Below are 12,859 nucleotides of genomic sequence, written 5' to 3'. Positions count from 1 at the left end.
TTTCTCGCGCACCCTGCCTTCCGCGACCCGCTTCAGCGCTCCAGCCGGCCTGCCAGCTCCGTGATGAGGTCCGGCCCCACCCGGCAGCAGCCTCCGACGAGCCCGGCTCCGGCCCGCGTCCAGGCCCGCACCCGCCCGGGGTCGAAGGTGCCGCGCCCGGTCCACCCCCGCGCTCCGGCGTCCCACCCCTCCCCACTGTTCGGGTAGACCACGGCGGGCCTGCCCGTGACCGCCACCGCCTGCTCCACCGCACCCTGCGCCTCCTCCGGATCGCAGCAGTTGACCCCGACCGCGAGAACGGAGTCCCGCCCCGCCGCCACCGCGAACGCCTCCTCCAGCGGCTGGCCGGCCCGGGTCCGGCCGCCGGCCACGCTGTACGAGAGCCAGTACGGCAGTCCGGTCTCCTCGGCCACCCGGACCAGGGCCTCCGCCTCGTCCAGGTCCGGCACCGTCTCCAGCGCCAGGGCGTCCGGCCCGGCGGCCGCCAGCGCCGCCACCCGGGGGCGGTGGAAACGCTCCAGCTCCCGGACGCTCAGCCCGTAACGGCCCCGGTACTCACTGCCGTCCGCGAGCATCGCCCCGTACGGTCCGACCGAGGCGGCGACCCAGGTCTCCCGCCCCGGGTCGGCCCGGCGCGCCGCGTCGGCGGCGCCCCGGGCCAGCTCCACGCTGCGGGCGAGCAGGGCCCCGGCCCCGGCCCGGTCGATCCCGTACCGCCCGAACCCTTCGAAGGTGGCCTGATAGCTGGCCGTGATGAGCACCCGCGCGCCCGCCCGGAGGTAGGCGAGGTGAGCGGCCTCGATCTGTTCCGGCGCGGCGGCCAGCAACCGGGCCGACCACAGCGCGTCGGACAGATCGCAGCCCTGCGCCTCCAGTTGGTTGGAGAGCCCGCCGTCCAGCAGGACGGGCCCGGCCTCCAGCGCGTCGGCGAGCGTGCGAACGCCACTCACAGCCGCCTCCTCCTCGTCAGGTCAGGTCAGGTCAGGTCAGGTCAGGTCAGGTCAGGTCAGGTCAGCTGCGACTGGATCTGCGAGGAGATCAGTTCCAGGTGGCCCAGGTCGTCCAGGTCGAGGACCTGGAGGTAGATCCTCGACGAGCCGATCGCCCCGTAGGCGCCGATCTTGTCGACCACCTCGGCGGGCGAACCCGCCAGCCCGTTCGCCTTGAGCTCCTCCACGTCCCGGCCGATGGCCGCCGCGCGACGGGCGACCTCCGCGTCGTCCTTGCCCGTGCAGACGATCAGCGCGTTGGAGTACACCAGGTCGTCCGGCGAGCGCCCGTGCGCCTGCGCGGCGGCCCGGACCCGGCCGAACTGCTTCTCGCTGTCCTCCAGCGAGGCGAACGGGATGTTGAACTCGTCCGCGTACTGCGCGGCGAGCCGCGGGGTGCGCGTCGCGCCGTGACCGCCGATCAGGACGGGCACCTTGGCCTGGGCGGGCTTGGGCAGCGCGGGCGAATCGGTGAGCTGGTAATACGTCCCGTCATAGCTGAAGGTCTTGCCGACCTCCGTCGCCCACAGGCCGGTGACGATCGCGAGCTGCTCCTCCAGGCGGCCGAACTTCTCCTTCGGGAACGGAATGCCGTAGGCCTTGTGCTCCTCCTCGAACCAACCTGCCCCCAGGCCCAGTTCGACCCGGCCTCCGGACATCTGGTCGACCTGGGCCACCTGGATGGCCAGCACGCCCGGCAGCCGGAACGTGCCGGCGGTCATCAGCGTGCCGAGCCGGATCCGCCGGGTCTCGCGTGCCAGTCCCGCCAGGGTGATCCAGGCGTCGGTCGGCCCGGGCAGACCGTCGCCGGAGCCCATGCGGAGATAGTGGTCGGAGCGGTAGAAGGCGTCGAAGCCCAGGTCCTCGGCGGCCTTGGCGACGGTGAGCAAGGTGTCGTAGTCGGCCCCTTGCTGGGGCTCGGTGAAGATGCGAAGATCCATGCCCTCCATCCTGCCCCTCCGGCACCCGGTCCCGCCCACCAGCCCGGCCGGGCCTCCCCGCGTCTCCCCCCGTCCTGCCCTGCCGGACTCCTCCGCCCTGCCCCGCCGTCTTCCCCTCAGGGCCCCGCCGCCGATGCCGCGGGGCCGCGTATGCCGCCGTAGGGGCCGTCGCGCTCCCTCTCCGCCAGCCGCCTCAGCATCCCGTGCACGCGTTCCAACGATTCGTCGGCCGCGTCCATGGCCTCGATGCACTGCCAGTACAGACCGTCCTCCCCCGTGTCGCAGGCCACCCCGACGAGGGCGATACCGGCCTCTCCGAGCAGCAGCGCGAGCCCGGCCAGGACCGACCGCACATCGGCGATCACCGACAGCCGGGCGGCCCTGGCGCCGCCGGAGAGCACCGTCGGGTGATCCAGCGCCGAGCATCCGGCGCCGATCTCCCCCAGCGCCCGCGCCTCGCTCCGTAATTCCACCGGGCCGTACAGCTCCAGCCGACTGCCGATCGCCCGGGCCAGCGCCTGTGCCTGCCAGGCCTCCGCCATGACGTCCAGCGCACCCCGGCTGCCCGCCAGAGCCCGCCGGCCCGCCTCGATGAGTCGCTCCGCTTCCATGTGTCTCCCCCGTCCGTACGAAAACCCGCTCACCTCATTCATTACCCACAGTGAGGTAGACAGCACCGTAAGGCCAGAGGAAATCGGAAATCTGTGGACAGGAAGTCGACTGTGGATATCTCACTCACTCCGAAGAGTGACGATCGGGGGGTTCCGGAGCGCTCGGCAGGGGGAAGCGTTTCTCGTTCCGCTCCAACTTGGCCGCCAGCGCCGCCGTCGGATCGATGCCCAACACCTCGCAGAACTGCAGGAGATAGGCGAGCACGTCCGCCACCTCGTCGGCGACCCGGTGCGCCGATTCGGGGTCCTCCATGATTCCCGCCGACTGTTCGGGCGTCAGCCACTGGAAGATCTCCAGCAGTTCGGAGGCCTCGACACTGAGCGCGGCCGCCAGGTTCTTCGGGGTGTGGTACTGCTCCCAGTCGCGCGCCGCAGCGAACGCGACCAGCCGCCGCTGGAGTTCTGCCACATCGATGTATGTCACGGCCCCAGGTCTATCACCGGCCACCGACAGTGCCTCCCCCGCCCGCCACCCGGCACGGAGGACGGAACGGCCCGGCCGGGGGCGGCGGTCCGGTCCGGCTGCCGCCCCGACTGCCGCTTCCTCCTCCTGGGCGAGGCCCGCGGGCTACTGGGCGAGACCCGCGGGCGTGACCCCTTCGACCTCCATGCCGACCGGCGCGAGCAGGAAGACGTTGCGGTCGACACGGTGCATGCCGCTGCCGAGGCCGAAGACCACACCGCTGCTGAAGTCGAGAATCCGCTTCGCCACGTCCGTTTCCGCCGCTGTCAGGTCGAGCAGCACCGGAACCTGGGCGACCAGGTACTCGGCGACCTCGCGCGCGTCCGCGAAGACCTGCACCCGCAGGACGACGAGGCGGCGCTGTTCGGCGGCGCGCTCGTCGGGGACGGTGCGGTGGTCGATCCGGGACGGCCACTCGTCGCGGCCGCGCAGCGGTACGACCTGTGCCAGCCCCTCCCACTGTTCGTCGGTGGCGTCGTATCTGTCATACCTGTCGTACCTGCTCACAGGGCCACCCCGTCGTCGAGCCGGTCGGGTTCCCGCCGGCTGCACTCACTGTTCATCGGGCAATCCTCTCGCCCCTCACCCGTTCGGCGTACCAGCGACACGGCGAAGTCCGCCTCCGTGTCGCATCCGATACCCGGTGGACATCGGTTCATGACGACCGGACCCGTCAGACCGTGATGACCTGCACCCCCGCCTCGCCGAACCGGACCCTCGCCTCCGCCCCGATGCGGGTGTCGGTGACCAGGACGTCGACGAGGCCCAGGTCGCAGACGCGCGCGAAGGCCCGCTTGCCGATCTTCGACGAGTCGGCCGCCACCACCACCCGCTGGGCCCGTTCCGCGAGCAGCCGGTTGACGCTGGCCTCGCCCTCGTGGTGGACGTACGCACCGCGTTCGATGTCGATGGCGTTCACCCCGAGGACGGCGACGTCCAGGGTGATCTCGTTCATCACGCCGACGGCGAGCGGGCCCGTCAGCTCGTACGACTGGGGCCTCGCGACACCGCCCGTCACGACCATCTTGATCTGCGGACGGATCGCCAGCTCGCTCGCGATGTTGAGGGCGTTCGTCACCACGGTCAGCGTCGGCTGGCCGCCCGCCACCGCCGTCTCGCCCACGATGTCCGGGCGTACCGCGAGCGCCCTGGCCACCTCGGTCACGGTCGTTCCGCCGGTCAGGCCGACGACCTCGCCGACGGCGACCAGGCCGGACACGGCGCGGCCGATGGCCTGCTTCTCCGGCGCGTGACGGCCCGTCTTGTAGCGGAGCGCCAGTTCGTAGGAGACCCCGTGCGCGACCGCGCCGCCCCTGGTGCGGGTGAGCAGGTGCTGTTCGGCCAGCTGGTCCAGGTCGCGGCGGATGGTGGCGGCCGAGACGTCGAGCGCCGTCGCCGCCTCCTCGACGTCCACCCTGCCGTGCTTGCCGACCAGTTCCAGCAGCGCGTCCCACCGGGCGTCCCTGGACAAGAGCGTCTCCTCACCGTCCGGCGCGGGCACCGCGTTTCGCGGGAACGCGGTCGCCGGTGGCCGGACCGCCGCAAGCGTCGCACAGGGCCTCCCGGGAGCCCCTCACCCACCTGCGGCTTGCTTGTTTTTGCTCGATAACTGCATGTAACGTGCAGAATTCTACATGCGGGCTGATCGGCCCAGCTCAGCCCCGTTCCCGTGGTCCACCTCGTTCCCGTGGAGTGCAGACGTGTCGTATGCCGAGACCGAGACAGCCAGTCAGCCCGCCTGCTGGCGGCGCGCAGCCGCCCTGGCGGGCGGCCCCGGGGCCGCCGGCCTACCCGTCGCGGGCGAGCGGATCGCCGTCGTCGGCTGCGGTACCTCCTTCTACATGGCGCAGGCCTACGCCGGGCTCCGCGAGGGCTCCGGCCAGGGCGAGTCGGACGCCTTCGCCGCCTCCGAGTTCCCCTTCGGCCGCGGCTACGACCGCGTCGTCGCGCTGACCCGCTCGGGGACCACGACCGAGGTGCTGGAGCTGCTGGAGCGGCTGCGGGGCACCTCGCGCACGGTGGCCGTCACGGCCGATCCCACGACCCCGGTCAGGGCGGCGGCCGACGACCTCGTCGTCCTGGACTTCGCCGACGAACGGTCCGTCGTCCAGACGCGCTTCGCCACGACCGCCCTCACCCTGCTCCGCGCCCACCTCGGCCTGCACTCCGAGGCCGTGGTCGCGGACGCGGAGACCGCGCTGGCCGAGCCGCTGCCCGACGGGCTGCTCGGGAGCACCCAGTTCTCCTTCCTCGGGCGGGGGTGGACGGTCGGACTGGCCCATGAGGCGGCGCTGAAGATGAAGGAGGCGTCGCTGTCCTGGACGGAGTCCTATCCCGCGATGGAGTACCGCCACGGGCCCATCAGCATCTCCACCGCGGGTACCGTGACCTGGATGTTCGGCGAGGCCCCCGAGGGCCTGCCCGGGCAGGTGCGGGCGACGGGCGCCCAGTGGGTGGACGGCGCCCTCGACCCGCTGGCCGATCTCGTACGCGTACAGCGCCTCGCTCTGGCCCGTGCGGCCGCGCGGGGGCTCGACCCGGACCTGCCGCGGCATCTGAGCCGTTCCGTGGTGCTCGACGGAGCCTGAGGGACCATGGACCCATGCATCTGACCCTGGCAGCCGCGCCGGAACCGCTCGCCGCCCCGGATCCGCAGGGGGGCGTCGTCGGCTGGGCCACCGGGCTGGTCGAGACGTTCGGCGGTCCCGGCGCGGGCGCGGCCATCGCGCTGGAGAACCTGTTCCCGCCGCTGCCCAGCGAGGTCATCCTGCCGCTGACCGGGTTCGCCGCCTCGCAGGGGGTGCTCAGCATCGTCTCGGCCCTGTTCTGGACGACGCTCGGCTCGGTCGTCGGCGCGGTGGTCCTGTACGGGATCGGGGCCGTGTTCGGCCGGGAGCGGATGCACGCCTGGTGGGCGAAGCTGCCGCTGGTGAAGGCCTCCGACCTGGTGCGGACGGAGGAGTGGTTCGCCCGGCACGGCACCAAGGCGGTGCTGCTGGGCCGCATGGTGCCGGTGTTCCGGAGTCTGATCTCGGTGCCCGCGGGCGTGGAGCGCATGCCGCTGCCGCTGTTCGTCGGGCTGACGACGGCGGGCAGCCTGGTGTGGAACACGGTGCTCGTGATGGCCGGATACTGGCTCGGCGACCAGTGGGACGTGGTCGGGGCGTACGTCGGCGTCGTGACCAAGATCGTGCTGGCACTGGCCGCGGTCGCCCTGGTCGGTTACGTCGCGATGCGCGTCCGGGGCCGCAACCGCGAGCAGCCCTGACCGCACTGCCGGGCGCGCCGCACGCGGGGGCCGGACCCGGTGTCACGAAGCGACCCGGCGCGCGACGGAGCGCGGTACGAGCGGCCGTGGGGCGGCGCTCGCCGCCGCACGGCAGGACCCCGGCGCCGCGCGGCGCGGCCGGAACCGCCGTCCGGCCCCCGCCTCATCGGCGGGACGCCCGTGAGACACCCCGGCGGGGTGTCTCACGGCAGACGGCTCAGGACTCCTCGAAGTAGGCGTCCAGGACGGTGTCCAGCTCGGCCGGCCAGCCCTTGAGCTCGGCGCGGCTCGCCGCCTCGACCTCGGCGTTGAACCAGCGGCGGCTCGACACGTGGACGGTCACCGTGAACCGGCGGCCGAAGCGCGCCGGGGTGGTCTCCACCGCGCCGATCTCGTCCCAGCCGAACTCGGCCTCCTGGTCGTCGAGCGTGAAACGGATGCCTTCCCGCGCCACCCGGATCGAGCCGCGCCGGTCGCTGACCTCGAAGACGGGGCCCTCCTCGGCCGCGTCGCCCTCGCTCCCGGCCCGGTCCTCCGCTGTGGCGTCGCCCGCCGCCGATGCCGCCGATTCCGGTTCCTGGTCGGCGTCGGCGTCGGCGTCGGCGTCCGCCACGGCCTCGGCGCCGCGTTCCGCCTCCTTCTCCGTTCCCGATTCCGGAACAGCGTCCTCCGGACCGGCCTCCGATTCCGGTTCGGGCTTCCGGGTCGCGACGGGCGCCGCCAGTCCGGGCAGGGGGATGAACGCCGGGTCGGTGCCTGCGGCGAACTCGGGCTTCTTGTTCGAATCTATGCTCTGCTCCACGGCGGGCAGTATGGTCGACGAACCTGTACGTGACCAGTCGTCACCGCCCCGGTGCCGCCTCCGGCCCTCTCCCCGCGGCCGGACCGCCTGCCACCGGAGGGCCGGAGCACCTGTCGGCGGCAGGGAATTCCCGCCCGCTCAGAGCACGCCCTTGCGCCATTCCCGTACCAGCAGATAACCGAGGTACGCGCCGCCGATCGCCATCGTGTAGATCCCGACCGGCAGGTCGTCGAAGAGCGCCAGCTGCTGGGAGCAGAGGTCCGCGAGCACCAGCAGCAGGCCGCCGGTGAGGGCGGAGAGCAGCAGGTGCGGGCCGGAGCCGCGGGTGAGGCGTCTGGCGATCTGGGGCGCGGTCAGGGCGATGAAGGCGATGGGTCCCGAGACGCTGACCGCGGCGGCCGAGAGAGCGATGGCCAGGACCACGGCCAGCGTCTTGGCCTTCTTCGGCTCGGAGCCGAGCCCCTCGGCGATGTCGTCGCCCATCTCGCCGATGTCGAGCCGCCGGGAGATCAGCGCGGTCAGCGGGGCGGCGACGAGCAGGACCAGCCAGACGGTGGTGGCGTCGGTCCAGGAGCGGGCCGTCAGGCTGCCGTTGACGTAGGCGGTGAGAACGGAGGCCTTGTCGCGTTCCAGGGCGTAGACGACGTACTGGGTGACGGCCGCGCCCATCGCGGCGACGCCGATGCCCGCGATGACGAGCCGGGCGGGGTTGCGGAAGCCGGTGCCGGTGGAGACGTACACCAGGGCCATCGCGAGGATCGCGCCGATGAGCGCGCCGACGGGGACCGGGACCGTGTCGGGGAACATCAGCGCGCAGAACGCGGCGCCCGCGCCCGCCCCGGCGGAGAGCCCGATGACGTCCGGGCTGCCGAGCGGGTTGCGGGTGACGGACTGGAACAGCGCGCCGGAGACGCCGAGCGCCGCGCCGACCCCGATGGCGACGGTGAGGCGGGGGCCGCGCAGCCGGTTGAAGACGAACCGGTCCTTGCCCTCGGCGTCCCCGACGAGCGCTGCGGGCAGGTCGGCGAGGTCGATGCCGAGGCGCCCCCAGGCCAACGTCGTTACGGCGGCCGCGAGGAGGAGGACGAAGAGCCCGGCGCCCGCGAACACGGAGGCCCGGCGCATGGGTATCGCCACGGTGCGGCCGACGACCAGGTAGCCGCGGGGGGCCTTGGGAGCCTTGCGTACGGGTGCGGTCCGTTCGGTGACGGTCATGAGGTGCCCCGCATCCTGCGTACGGCGATGAGCAGCGCGGGTGCGCCGATGAAGGCGGTGACGACGCCGACCATGAGTTCGGTGGGGCGCATGACGACCCGGCCGACCACGTCCGCGAGGAGCAGGAGGGTGGGGCCGAGCAGGGCGGAGAAGAGGATCTGGGCACGGAAGTCGACGCCGACCAGGCCCCGGACGACGTGCGGAACGGCGAGGCCGACGAAGGCGATCGGGCCGACAGCCGCGGTCGCGGCGGCGCTGAGCAGCGTGGCGGCGAGCAGTCCGCCGCCCCGGGTGCGCCCGGGGTGCGAGCCGAGGGCTACGGCGGTGGCGTCGCCGAGGGCCAGGGCGTTCAGGCCGGGGCCGAGGGCGAGGGCGAGCAGGAAGCCGACGGCGGCGAAGGGCAGGACGGACCAGAAGACGTCGAAGTCGCGGCCGCCGAGCGCTCCGACGACCCAGTAGCGGTAGCTGTCGAAGACCTGCGGTTTGCTGAGGGTCACCGCCTGGATGAACGCCATGAGCACCGCGGTGAGCACGGCTCCGGCGAGCACCAGGCGCACCACGCTCGTCCCCGTACCGGCGGAGCCGATGACGTGGACGAGAATGCCGGCGACCAGTGCTCCGGGCAGCGCCCACCACATGGTGTCGGTGGCGCCCGAGGCCCCGAGCCAGGCGGTGGCGGCGACGATGCTCGCGGAGGCGCCGGCGTTGATGCCGAGGAGGCCCGGTTCGGCCAGCGGGTTGCGCGAGACGCCCTGCATGAGGGTGCCCGCGACGGCGAGGCAGAGTCCGGCGAGGACGCCGAGGACGGTGCGGGGGTAGCGGCTCTCGACGATGACGGTGACGTTGGGGTCGGCGGTGCCTCCGAGGACGTCGACGACCTCACCGAGCGAGGTGCTGCGGCTGCCGAACATGACGCTCGCGCAGAGCGCGAAGGCCAGCGCGGCCAGGCCGAGGAGCAGGAGGAACGCCAGCCGAGCGGCGTCGGTACGGGAGGTACCGGCGCCGCTCGGCGGTGCGACCGTGGTGGTTGCCATGGGAGTGGAGTGTGCCTTGTGGGCTCGGCGGTCCGGATACCGGTCTTACTTGCCGGCGGTCTTGACGGCCTTGTCGATGATCGGCAGGTAGCGCTCGATCGTCCAGGGCACGGTCAGCGGGTTGATGATCGAGGAGGCGGTGACGAAGGAGTTGTCGTTGCTCGCGACGACGGCGCCCTTCTTGATCGCGGGGATCGCGCCGTACAGCTTCTGGCCCTCGATCTCCTTGCGGTTCTTCTCGTCCGTGTAGAACGTGAAGACGAGGTCGCTGTCCTTGAGCTTCTCGGCGTTCTCCAGGCCGATGAGGGCCGAGTCGGTGCCGGGGGTCTCCTTGAAGCCGTTGACGACCGGGTCGACCTTCAGGCCGAGCGAGGAGACCATCTTGACGCGCTGTTCCTCGGGCTTGAAGACGCCGAGGGTGCCGGGGCCGGAGTTGTAGATGTAGGAGAAGGTGACGTCCTTGTAGTTCGGCCGGGTGGCCGCGGCGTCGGCGAGCTGCTTCTCGATCTTCGTCTTGAGGGCGCCGGTGTCCTTCGTCCGGCCGAGCGCCTTGCCGATGATGTCGATCTGCTGGTCCCAGTCGGTGCTCCACGCCTGGTCGGGGTAGGCGACCGTGGGGGCGATGTCCTTGAGGACGTCGTACTGCTTCTGCGTGATGCCCGACCAGGGGGCGAGGATGACGTCCGGCTCCAGCTCGGTGATCGCCTCGAAGTCGATCTCCTCGCCGCCCGTGAACTGCTTGGGGAGCTCGTCGCCGGACTTCTTGACGGCCTCGTTGATCCACGGCAGGTAGCCGGACTTGTCGCTGCCCCAGGGGTAGCTCTCGATGCCGACCGGGGTCTGGCCGAGGGCTATCGCGGTCTCGGCGGAACCCTGGCCGAGGGTGACGATGCGCTCGGGCTTCTCCTCGATCTTCGCGGTGCCGAGCGAGCTCTTGATCGATACGGGGAAGGCGCCGCCCCCGCTCTTCGCCGAGTCCTTCGCCCCGTCCTTGTCGCCGTCGCCGTCCGAGGAGCAGCCGACGAGGGCGACGGCGAGGGCGACGGTGGTGGCCGTCGCGGCGATGGTGTGGCGGCGCACGCGGGTGAAGCCGAGCATGGGGGGTCCTCAGGTTGGCCGAGCAGGTGAAGGTTAGGTAAGCCTAAGCCAGAGGCGTCGGCACCTCAACAAGCGCCCCTCCCGCACCACCGCGCACCAGGGCCGCGCGGCGGGGCCGCCGGGCCTCACGCCCCTCATCGGCACGCCGCTCCGAGGCGGGGCGGATCCGTGGACTGGCCCCGGGGACAAGGCTGTTGCTCGCCGGGGCCGTCGGCCGGCCCTCTCCGCCCGTACGCGCTCCGCCCGTGTGCCGATCGTTATGCGGTCCGCCCGGAAGGGACGGGCCGCGGTCAGTGCGCGTGCTCGGCGGACTTCTCGTCCTCCGGCACGGGCTCCCCGGCCGCCGCGCCCCCGGCGTGCACGGTGAAGGCGGCCGTACGGACCTTCCCCTCGTGCCGGAAGTCGAGGAAGAGGCGGTAGGCGCCCTTGCTCGGGGCCGTCGCGGTGAAGGAGACGTCCGGTCCGGGCTCCGTCCGCCCGTCGCCCGGTTCGCCGTTCGGGTGGACGTGGAGGTACGCCAGGTCCCCGGCGCGCAGCGCGACGAGGTGGCCGTACGCGCCGAGGTAGGGCTGGAGGTCGGTCACCGGCTTGCCGTCCTTCTCGACCTCCAGCTTCAACTCGCTGCCCGCACCGGGGCGCAGCGCCCCGTCGAGCGTCACCTCGTACCCGTCGACGGTCACCGTCCGCTCGGCCTTCGGCAGTGCCTCGGGGCGCGCGTCGCCCGATACGGCGAGGTCCGCGCCCAGGGTGACGCCCTCGGCGTTCTTCACGTCCGGGGTGAAGTCGGCGAAGAGCCGGTAGCCGCCGGCCCCGGGGAGCTCGACGGGGGCGGACCAGGTGCCGTCGGCGGCCCGCTCGGGGTGCAGGTGCCGGTAGGTGGTGAGGTCGCTCGACGCAACGATCAGGTGCAGCTCCTTGCCGTGCTCGCGGCTGAAGGCCGTCACCTTGCGGGAGGTGTCGTCGTCCACGACGGCGAAGCGCAGTTCGGCGGGTTCGCCCGCCTCGACGCGCGGGGTGCGGAGGTCGAGGGTGTAGCCCCCCTGGGAGATCTGCAGGCCGCCGGGAAGCTCCGGGGCCTGGCCCGCGCTCTTCTCCGCGCCTTTCTCCACCGCCCCCTTCTCCGCGGCCGGGCGATCCTTCGCGCCGTGACTGTCCTGGTGGGACGACTCCTTCGCGGCGACGGCGGGATCCATGGCCCCGCCCGCCGCGTACGCCGATCCGAAGGTCGCCGCGAGCCCTGCGGCGAAGGCCGTGATCTTGAGACCGGTATGCATGGCTCACTCCTCGTCAAGGTCGCCGGATCGCGACCACTCACCGCCCAAGATACCCCCCAGGGGTATGAAGTCAACCGGAGGGTGACCTTGTGGAGGGGCAGGGGAAACGCAGGCGGGTTGCTGATCGGGCAGGCGGCCCGGCCGTGCGCACAGCGGATGCGGACCGGCGGGCGGGCCTTCCGGGGCCATCCCCGCGGCGGGCCGCGGGGATGGCCCCGCTCAGGAACGGGCCGTCACCGACCCTCGGGACCGCCCATCGCCGCCAGGCCGCGCAGCAAGGTGTCGGTCTGCTCGTCCATCGGGAAGAACGACTCCACCGCGAGCTCCGAGAGGGTCACGTCGGCGGGAGCCCCGAAGGTGGCGATCGTGCTGAAGAACGCCATGTCGCCGAGCGGCGTGCGGATGCGCAGCGGGACGACGATGCCCGTCGGGTCCACCGGTCCGGGGTCGGCGTCGAGGTCCGGCGGGGCCGGGTAGGCGGACACCTCCTCGTACAGCTCCCGCAGATCGCGGTGGCCGGTGGTGTCGGCCTGGTGCCGCAGCCGCCCGAGGGCGTGGGCTCGGACCTGGGCGAAGTTCAGGCACTGGGGGGCGAGGCCCTCCGGGTGGAGGATCAGGCGCATCACATTGCCGCCCGACTCCGTGAGGTGCGGCGGCACGGTGCCGAGCAGGAGGGACATCGCGTCGTTGCGGTCGACGATGTCCCAGATCCGGTCGATCGCGGCGGCGGGGTACGGCTCGTGGCCGGCCAGCATCGCCCGGACCGCGGAGCGGACCATGGCCATCCGGTCGCTGTCGAGCGGCGACTCCCGGTACGCGGGGGCGTAACCGGCCGCCAGCAGCAGGCCGTTGCGGTCCCGCAGCGGGACGTCGAGGTGCTCGGCGAGCCGGAGGACCATCTCCCGGCTCGGCCGGGCACGGCCCGTCTCCACGCAGGAGAGGTGCCGGGTCGAGGAATCCGCCCGCAGCGCCAGGTCGAGCTGGCTGAGCTTGCGACGGCGACGCCACTCCCGGAGCAACAGGCCCACCCGGGGCGGCTCTTCGGTCTCCATGACCTCACCGTATCCAGTGTCCGCCGCCCAGGCCCCCATGACCTGGGAGGTC

14 protein-coding genes are annotated in these 12,859 nt (G+C 72.4%); 2 read left to right on the top strand and 12 right to left on the bottom strand.

Annotation, left to right across the window (positions count from 1 at the left end; genetic code table 11):
* Positions 1-32: 32 nt before the first annotated feature.
* The 6 genes from mmuM to OG245_RS29765 all read right to left on the bottom strand — a co-directional run bounded on the left by mmuM (position 33) and on the right by OG245_RS29765 (position 4,535).
* Positions 33-950 carry a homocysteine S-methyltransferase gene (gene mmuM / locus OG245_RS29790; RefSeq protein ID WP_371626447.1) on the bottom strand — a complete coding sequence of 306 codons (918 nt, stop codon included), beginning with the start codon at positions 948-950 and terminating at the stop codon, positions 33-35.
* Between the two features lie 56 nt (positions 951-1,006).
* Positions 1,007-1,930: an LLM class F420-dependent oxidoreductase gene (locus OG245_RS29785; protein ID WP_371626446.1), complete on the bottom strand. Its 924-nt coding sequence runs from the start codon at positions 1,928-1,930 to the stop codon at positions 1,007-1,009.
* Positions 1,931-2,046: 116 nt separating this feature from the next.
* On the bottom strand, positions 2,047-2,541 hold the full coding sequence (locus OG245_RS29780; RefSeq protein WP_371626445.1) for a DUF6099 family protein: 495 nt from the start codon (positions 2,539-2,541) through the stop codon (positions 2,047-2,049).
* A 124-nt stretch (positions 2,542-2,665) separates the two neighbouring features.
* Positions 2,666-3,025 (bottom strand): nucleotide pyrophosphohydrolase, encoded by a 360-nt coding sequence (locus OG245_RS29775; RefSeq protein ID WP_371626444.1) that lies wholly within the window; start codon positions 3,023-3,025, stop codon positions 2,666-2,668.
* A 144-nt stretch (positions 3,026-3,169) separates the two neighbouring features.
* Positions 3,170-3,571 (bottom strand): cell division protein SepF, encoded by a 402-nt coding sequence (locus OG245_RS29770; protein WP_007452275.1) that lies wholly within the window; start codon positions 3,569-3,571, stop codon positions 3,170-3,172.
* Between the two features lie 166 nt (positions 3,572-3,737).
* Positions 3,738-4,535, bottom strand: coding sequence for a DeoR/GlpR family DNA-binding transcription regulator (locus OG245_RS29765; protein WP_371626443.1), 798 nt, complete (start codon positions 4,533-4,535; stop codon positions 3,738-3,740).
* Positions 4,536-4,764: 229 nt separating this feature from the next.
* On the opposite strand from OG245_RS29765, the gene OG245_RS29760 reads away from it, so the two are divergent.
* Both OG245_RS29760 and OG245_RS29755 read left to right on the top strand, forming a co-directional pair.
* On the top strand, positions 4,765-5,652 hold the full coding sequence (locus tag OG245_RS29760; RefSeq protein WP_371626442.1) for an SIS domain-containing protein: 888 nt from the start codon (positions 4,765-4,767) through the stop codon (positions 5,650-5,652).
* A gap of 14 nt (positions 5,653-5,666) precedes the next feature.
* Positions 5,667-6,332, top strand: coding sequence for a DedA family protein (locus OG245_RS29755; protein ID WP_371626441.1), 666 nt, complete (start codon positions 5,667-5,669; stop codon positions 6,330-6,332).
* A 217-nt stretch (positions 6,333-6,549) separates the two neighbouring features.
* On the opposite strand, the gene OG245_RS29750 is transcribed toward OG245_RS29755, so the two are convergent.
* From OG245_RS29750 to OG245_RS29725, 6 genes are all read right to left on the bottom strand, one after another.
* The gene (locus OG245_RS29750) at positions 6,550-7,134 is read right to left on the bottom strand and encodes a hypothetical protein (protein ID WP_371626440.1); all 585 of its coding nucleotides are present in this window, start codon (positions 7,132-7,134) and stop codon (positions 6,550-6,552) included.
* Positions 7,135-7,272: 138 nt separating this feature from the next.
* Positions 7,273-8,349, bottom strand: coding sequence for a FecCD family ABC transporter permease (locus OG245_RS29745; RefSeq protein ID WP_371626439.1), 1,077 nt, complete (start codon positions 8,347-8,349; stop codon positions 7,273-7,275).
* Positions 8,346-9,383, bottom strand: a complete 1,038-nt coding sequence (locus OG245_RS29740) for a FecCD family ABC transporter permease (RefSeq protein ID WP_371626438.1) — start codon at positions 9,381-9,383, stop codon at positions 8,346-8,348. The genes OG245_RS29745 and OG245_RS29740 overlap by 4 nt, the downstream gene beginning before the upstream one ends.
* Before the next feature lie 45 nt (positions 9,384-9,428).
* Positions 9,429-10,481 (bottom strand): iron-siderophore ABC transporter substrate-binding protein, encoded by a 1,053-nt coding sequence (locus OG245_RS29735; RefSeq protein WP_371626437.1) that lies wholly within the window; start codon positions 10,479-10,481, stop codon positions 9,429-9,431.
* Between the two features lie 290 nt (positions 10,482-10,771).
* Entirely contained in the window at positions 10,772-11,755 is a 984-nt protein-coding gene (locus OG245_RS29730) for a hypothetical protein (RefSeq protein ID WP_371626436.1), read from the bottom strand.
* A 233-nt stretch (positions 11,756-11,988) separates the two neighbouring features.
* Positions 11,989-12,807, bottom strand: coding sequence for a helix-turn-helix transcriptional regulator (locus tag OG245_RS29725; protein ID WP_371626435.1), 819 nt, complete (start codon positions 12,805-12,807; stop codon positions 11,989-11,991).
* Positions 12,808-12,859: the final 52 nt, after the last annotated feature.

This window comes from Streptomyces sp. NBC_01116 (assembly GCF_041435495.1).
Taxonomy (GTDB): Bacteria; Actinomycetota; Actinomycetes; order Streptomycetales; family Streptomycetaceae; genus Streptomyces.
Note: the sequence above shows the minus strand (reverse complement) of the source record. Positions and strands in the feature narration are given on the sequence as shown.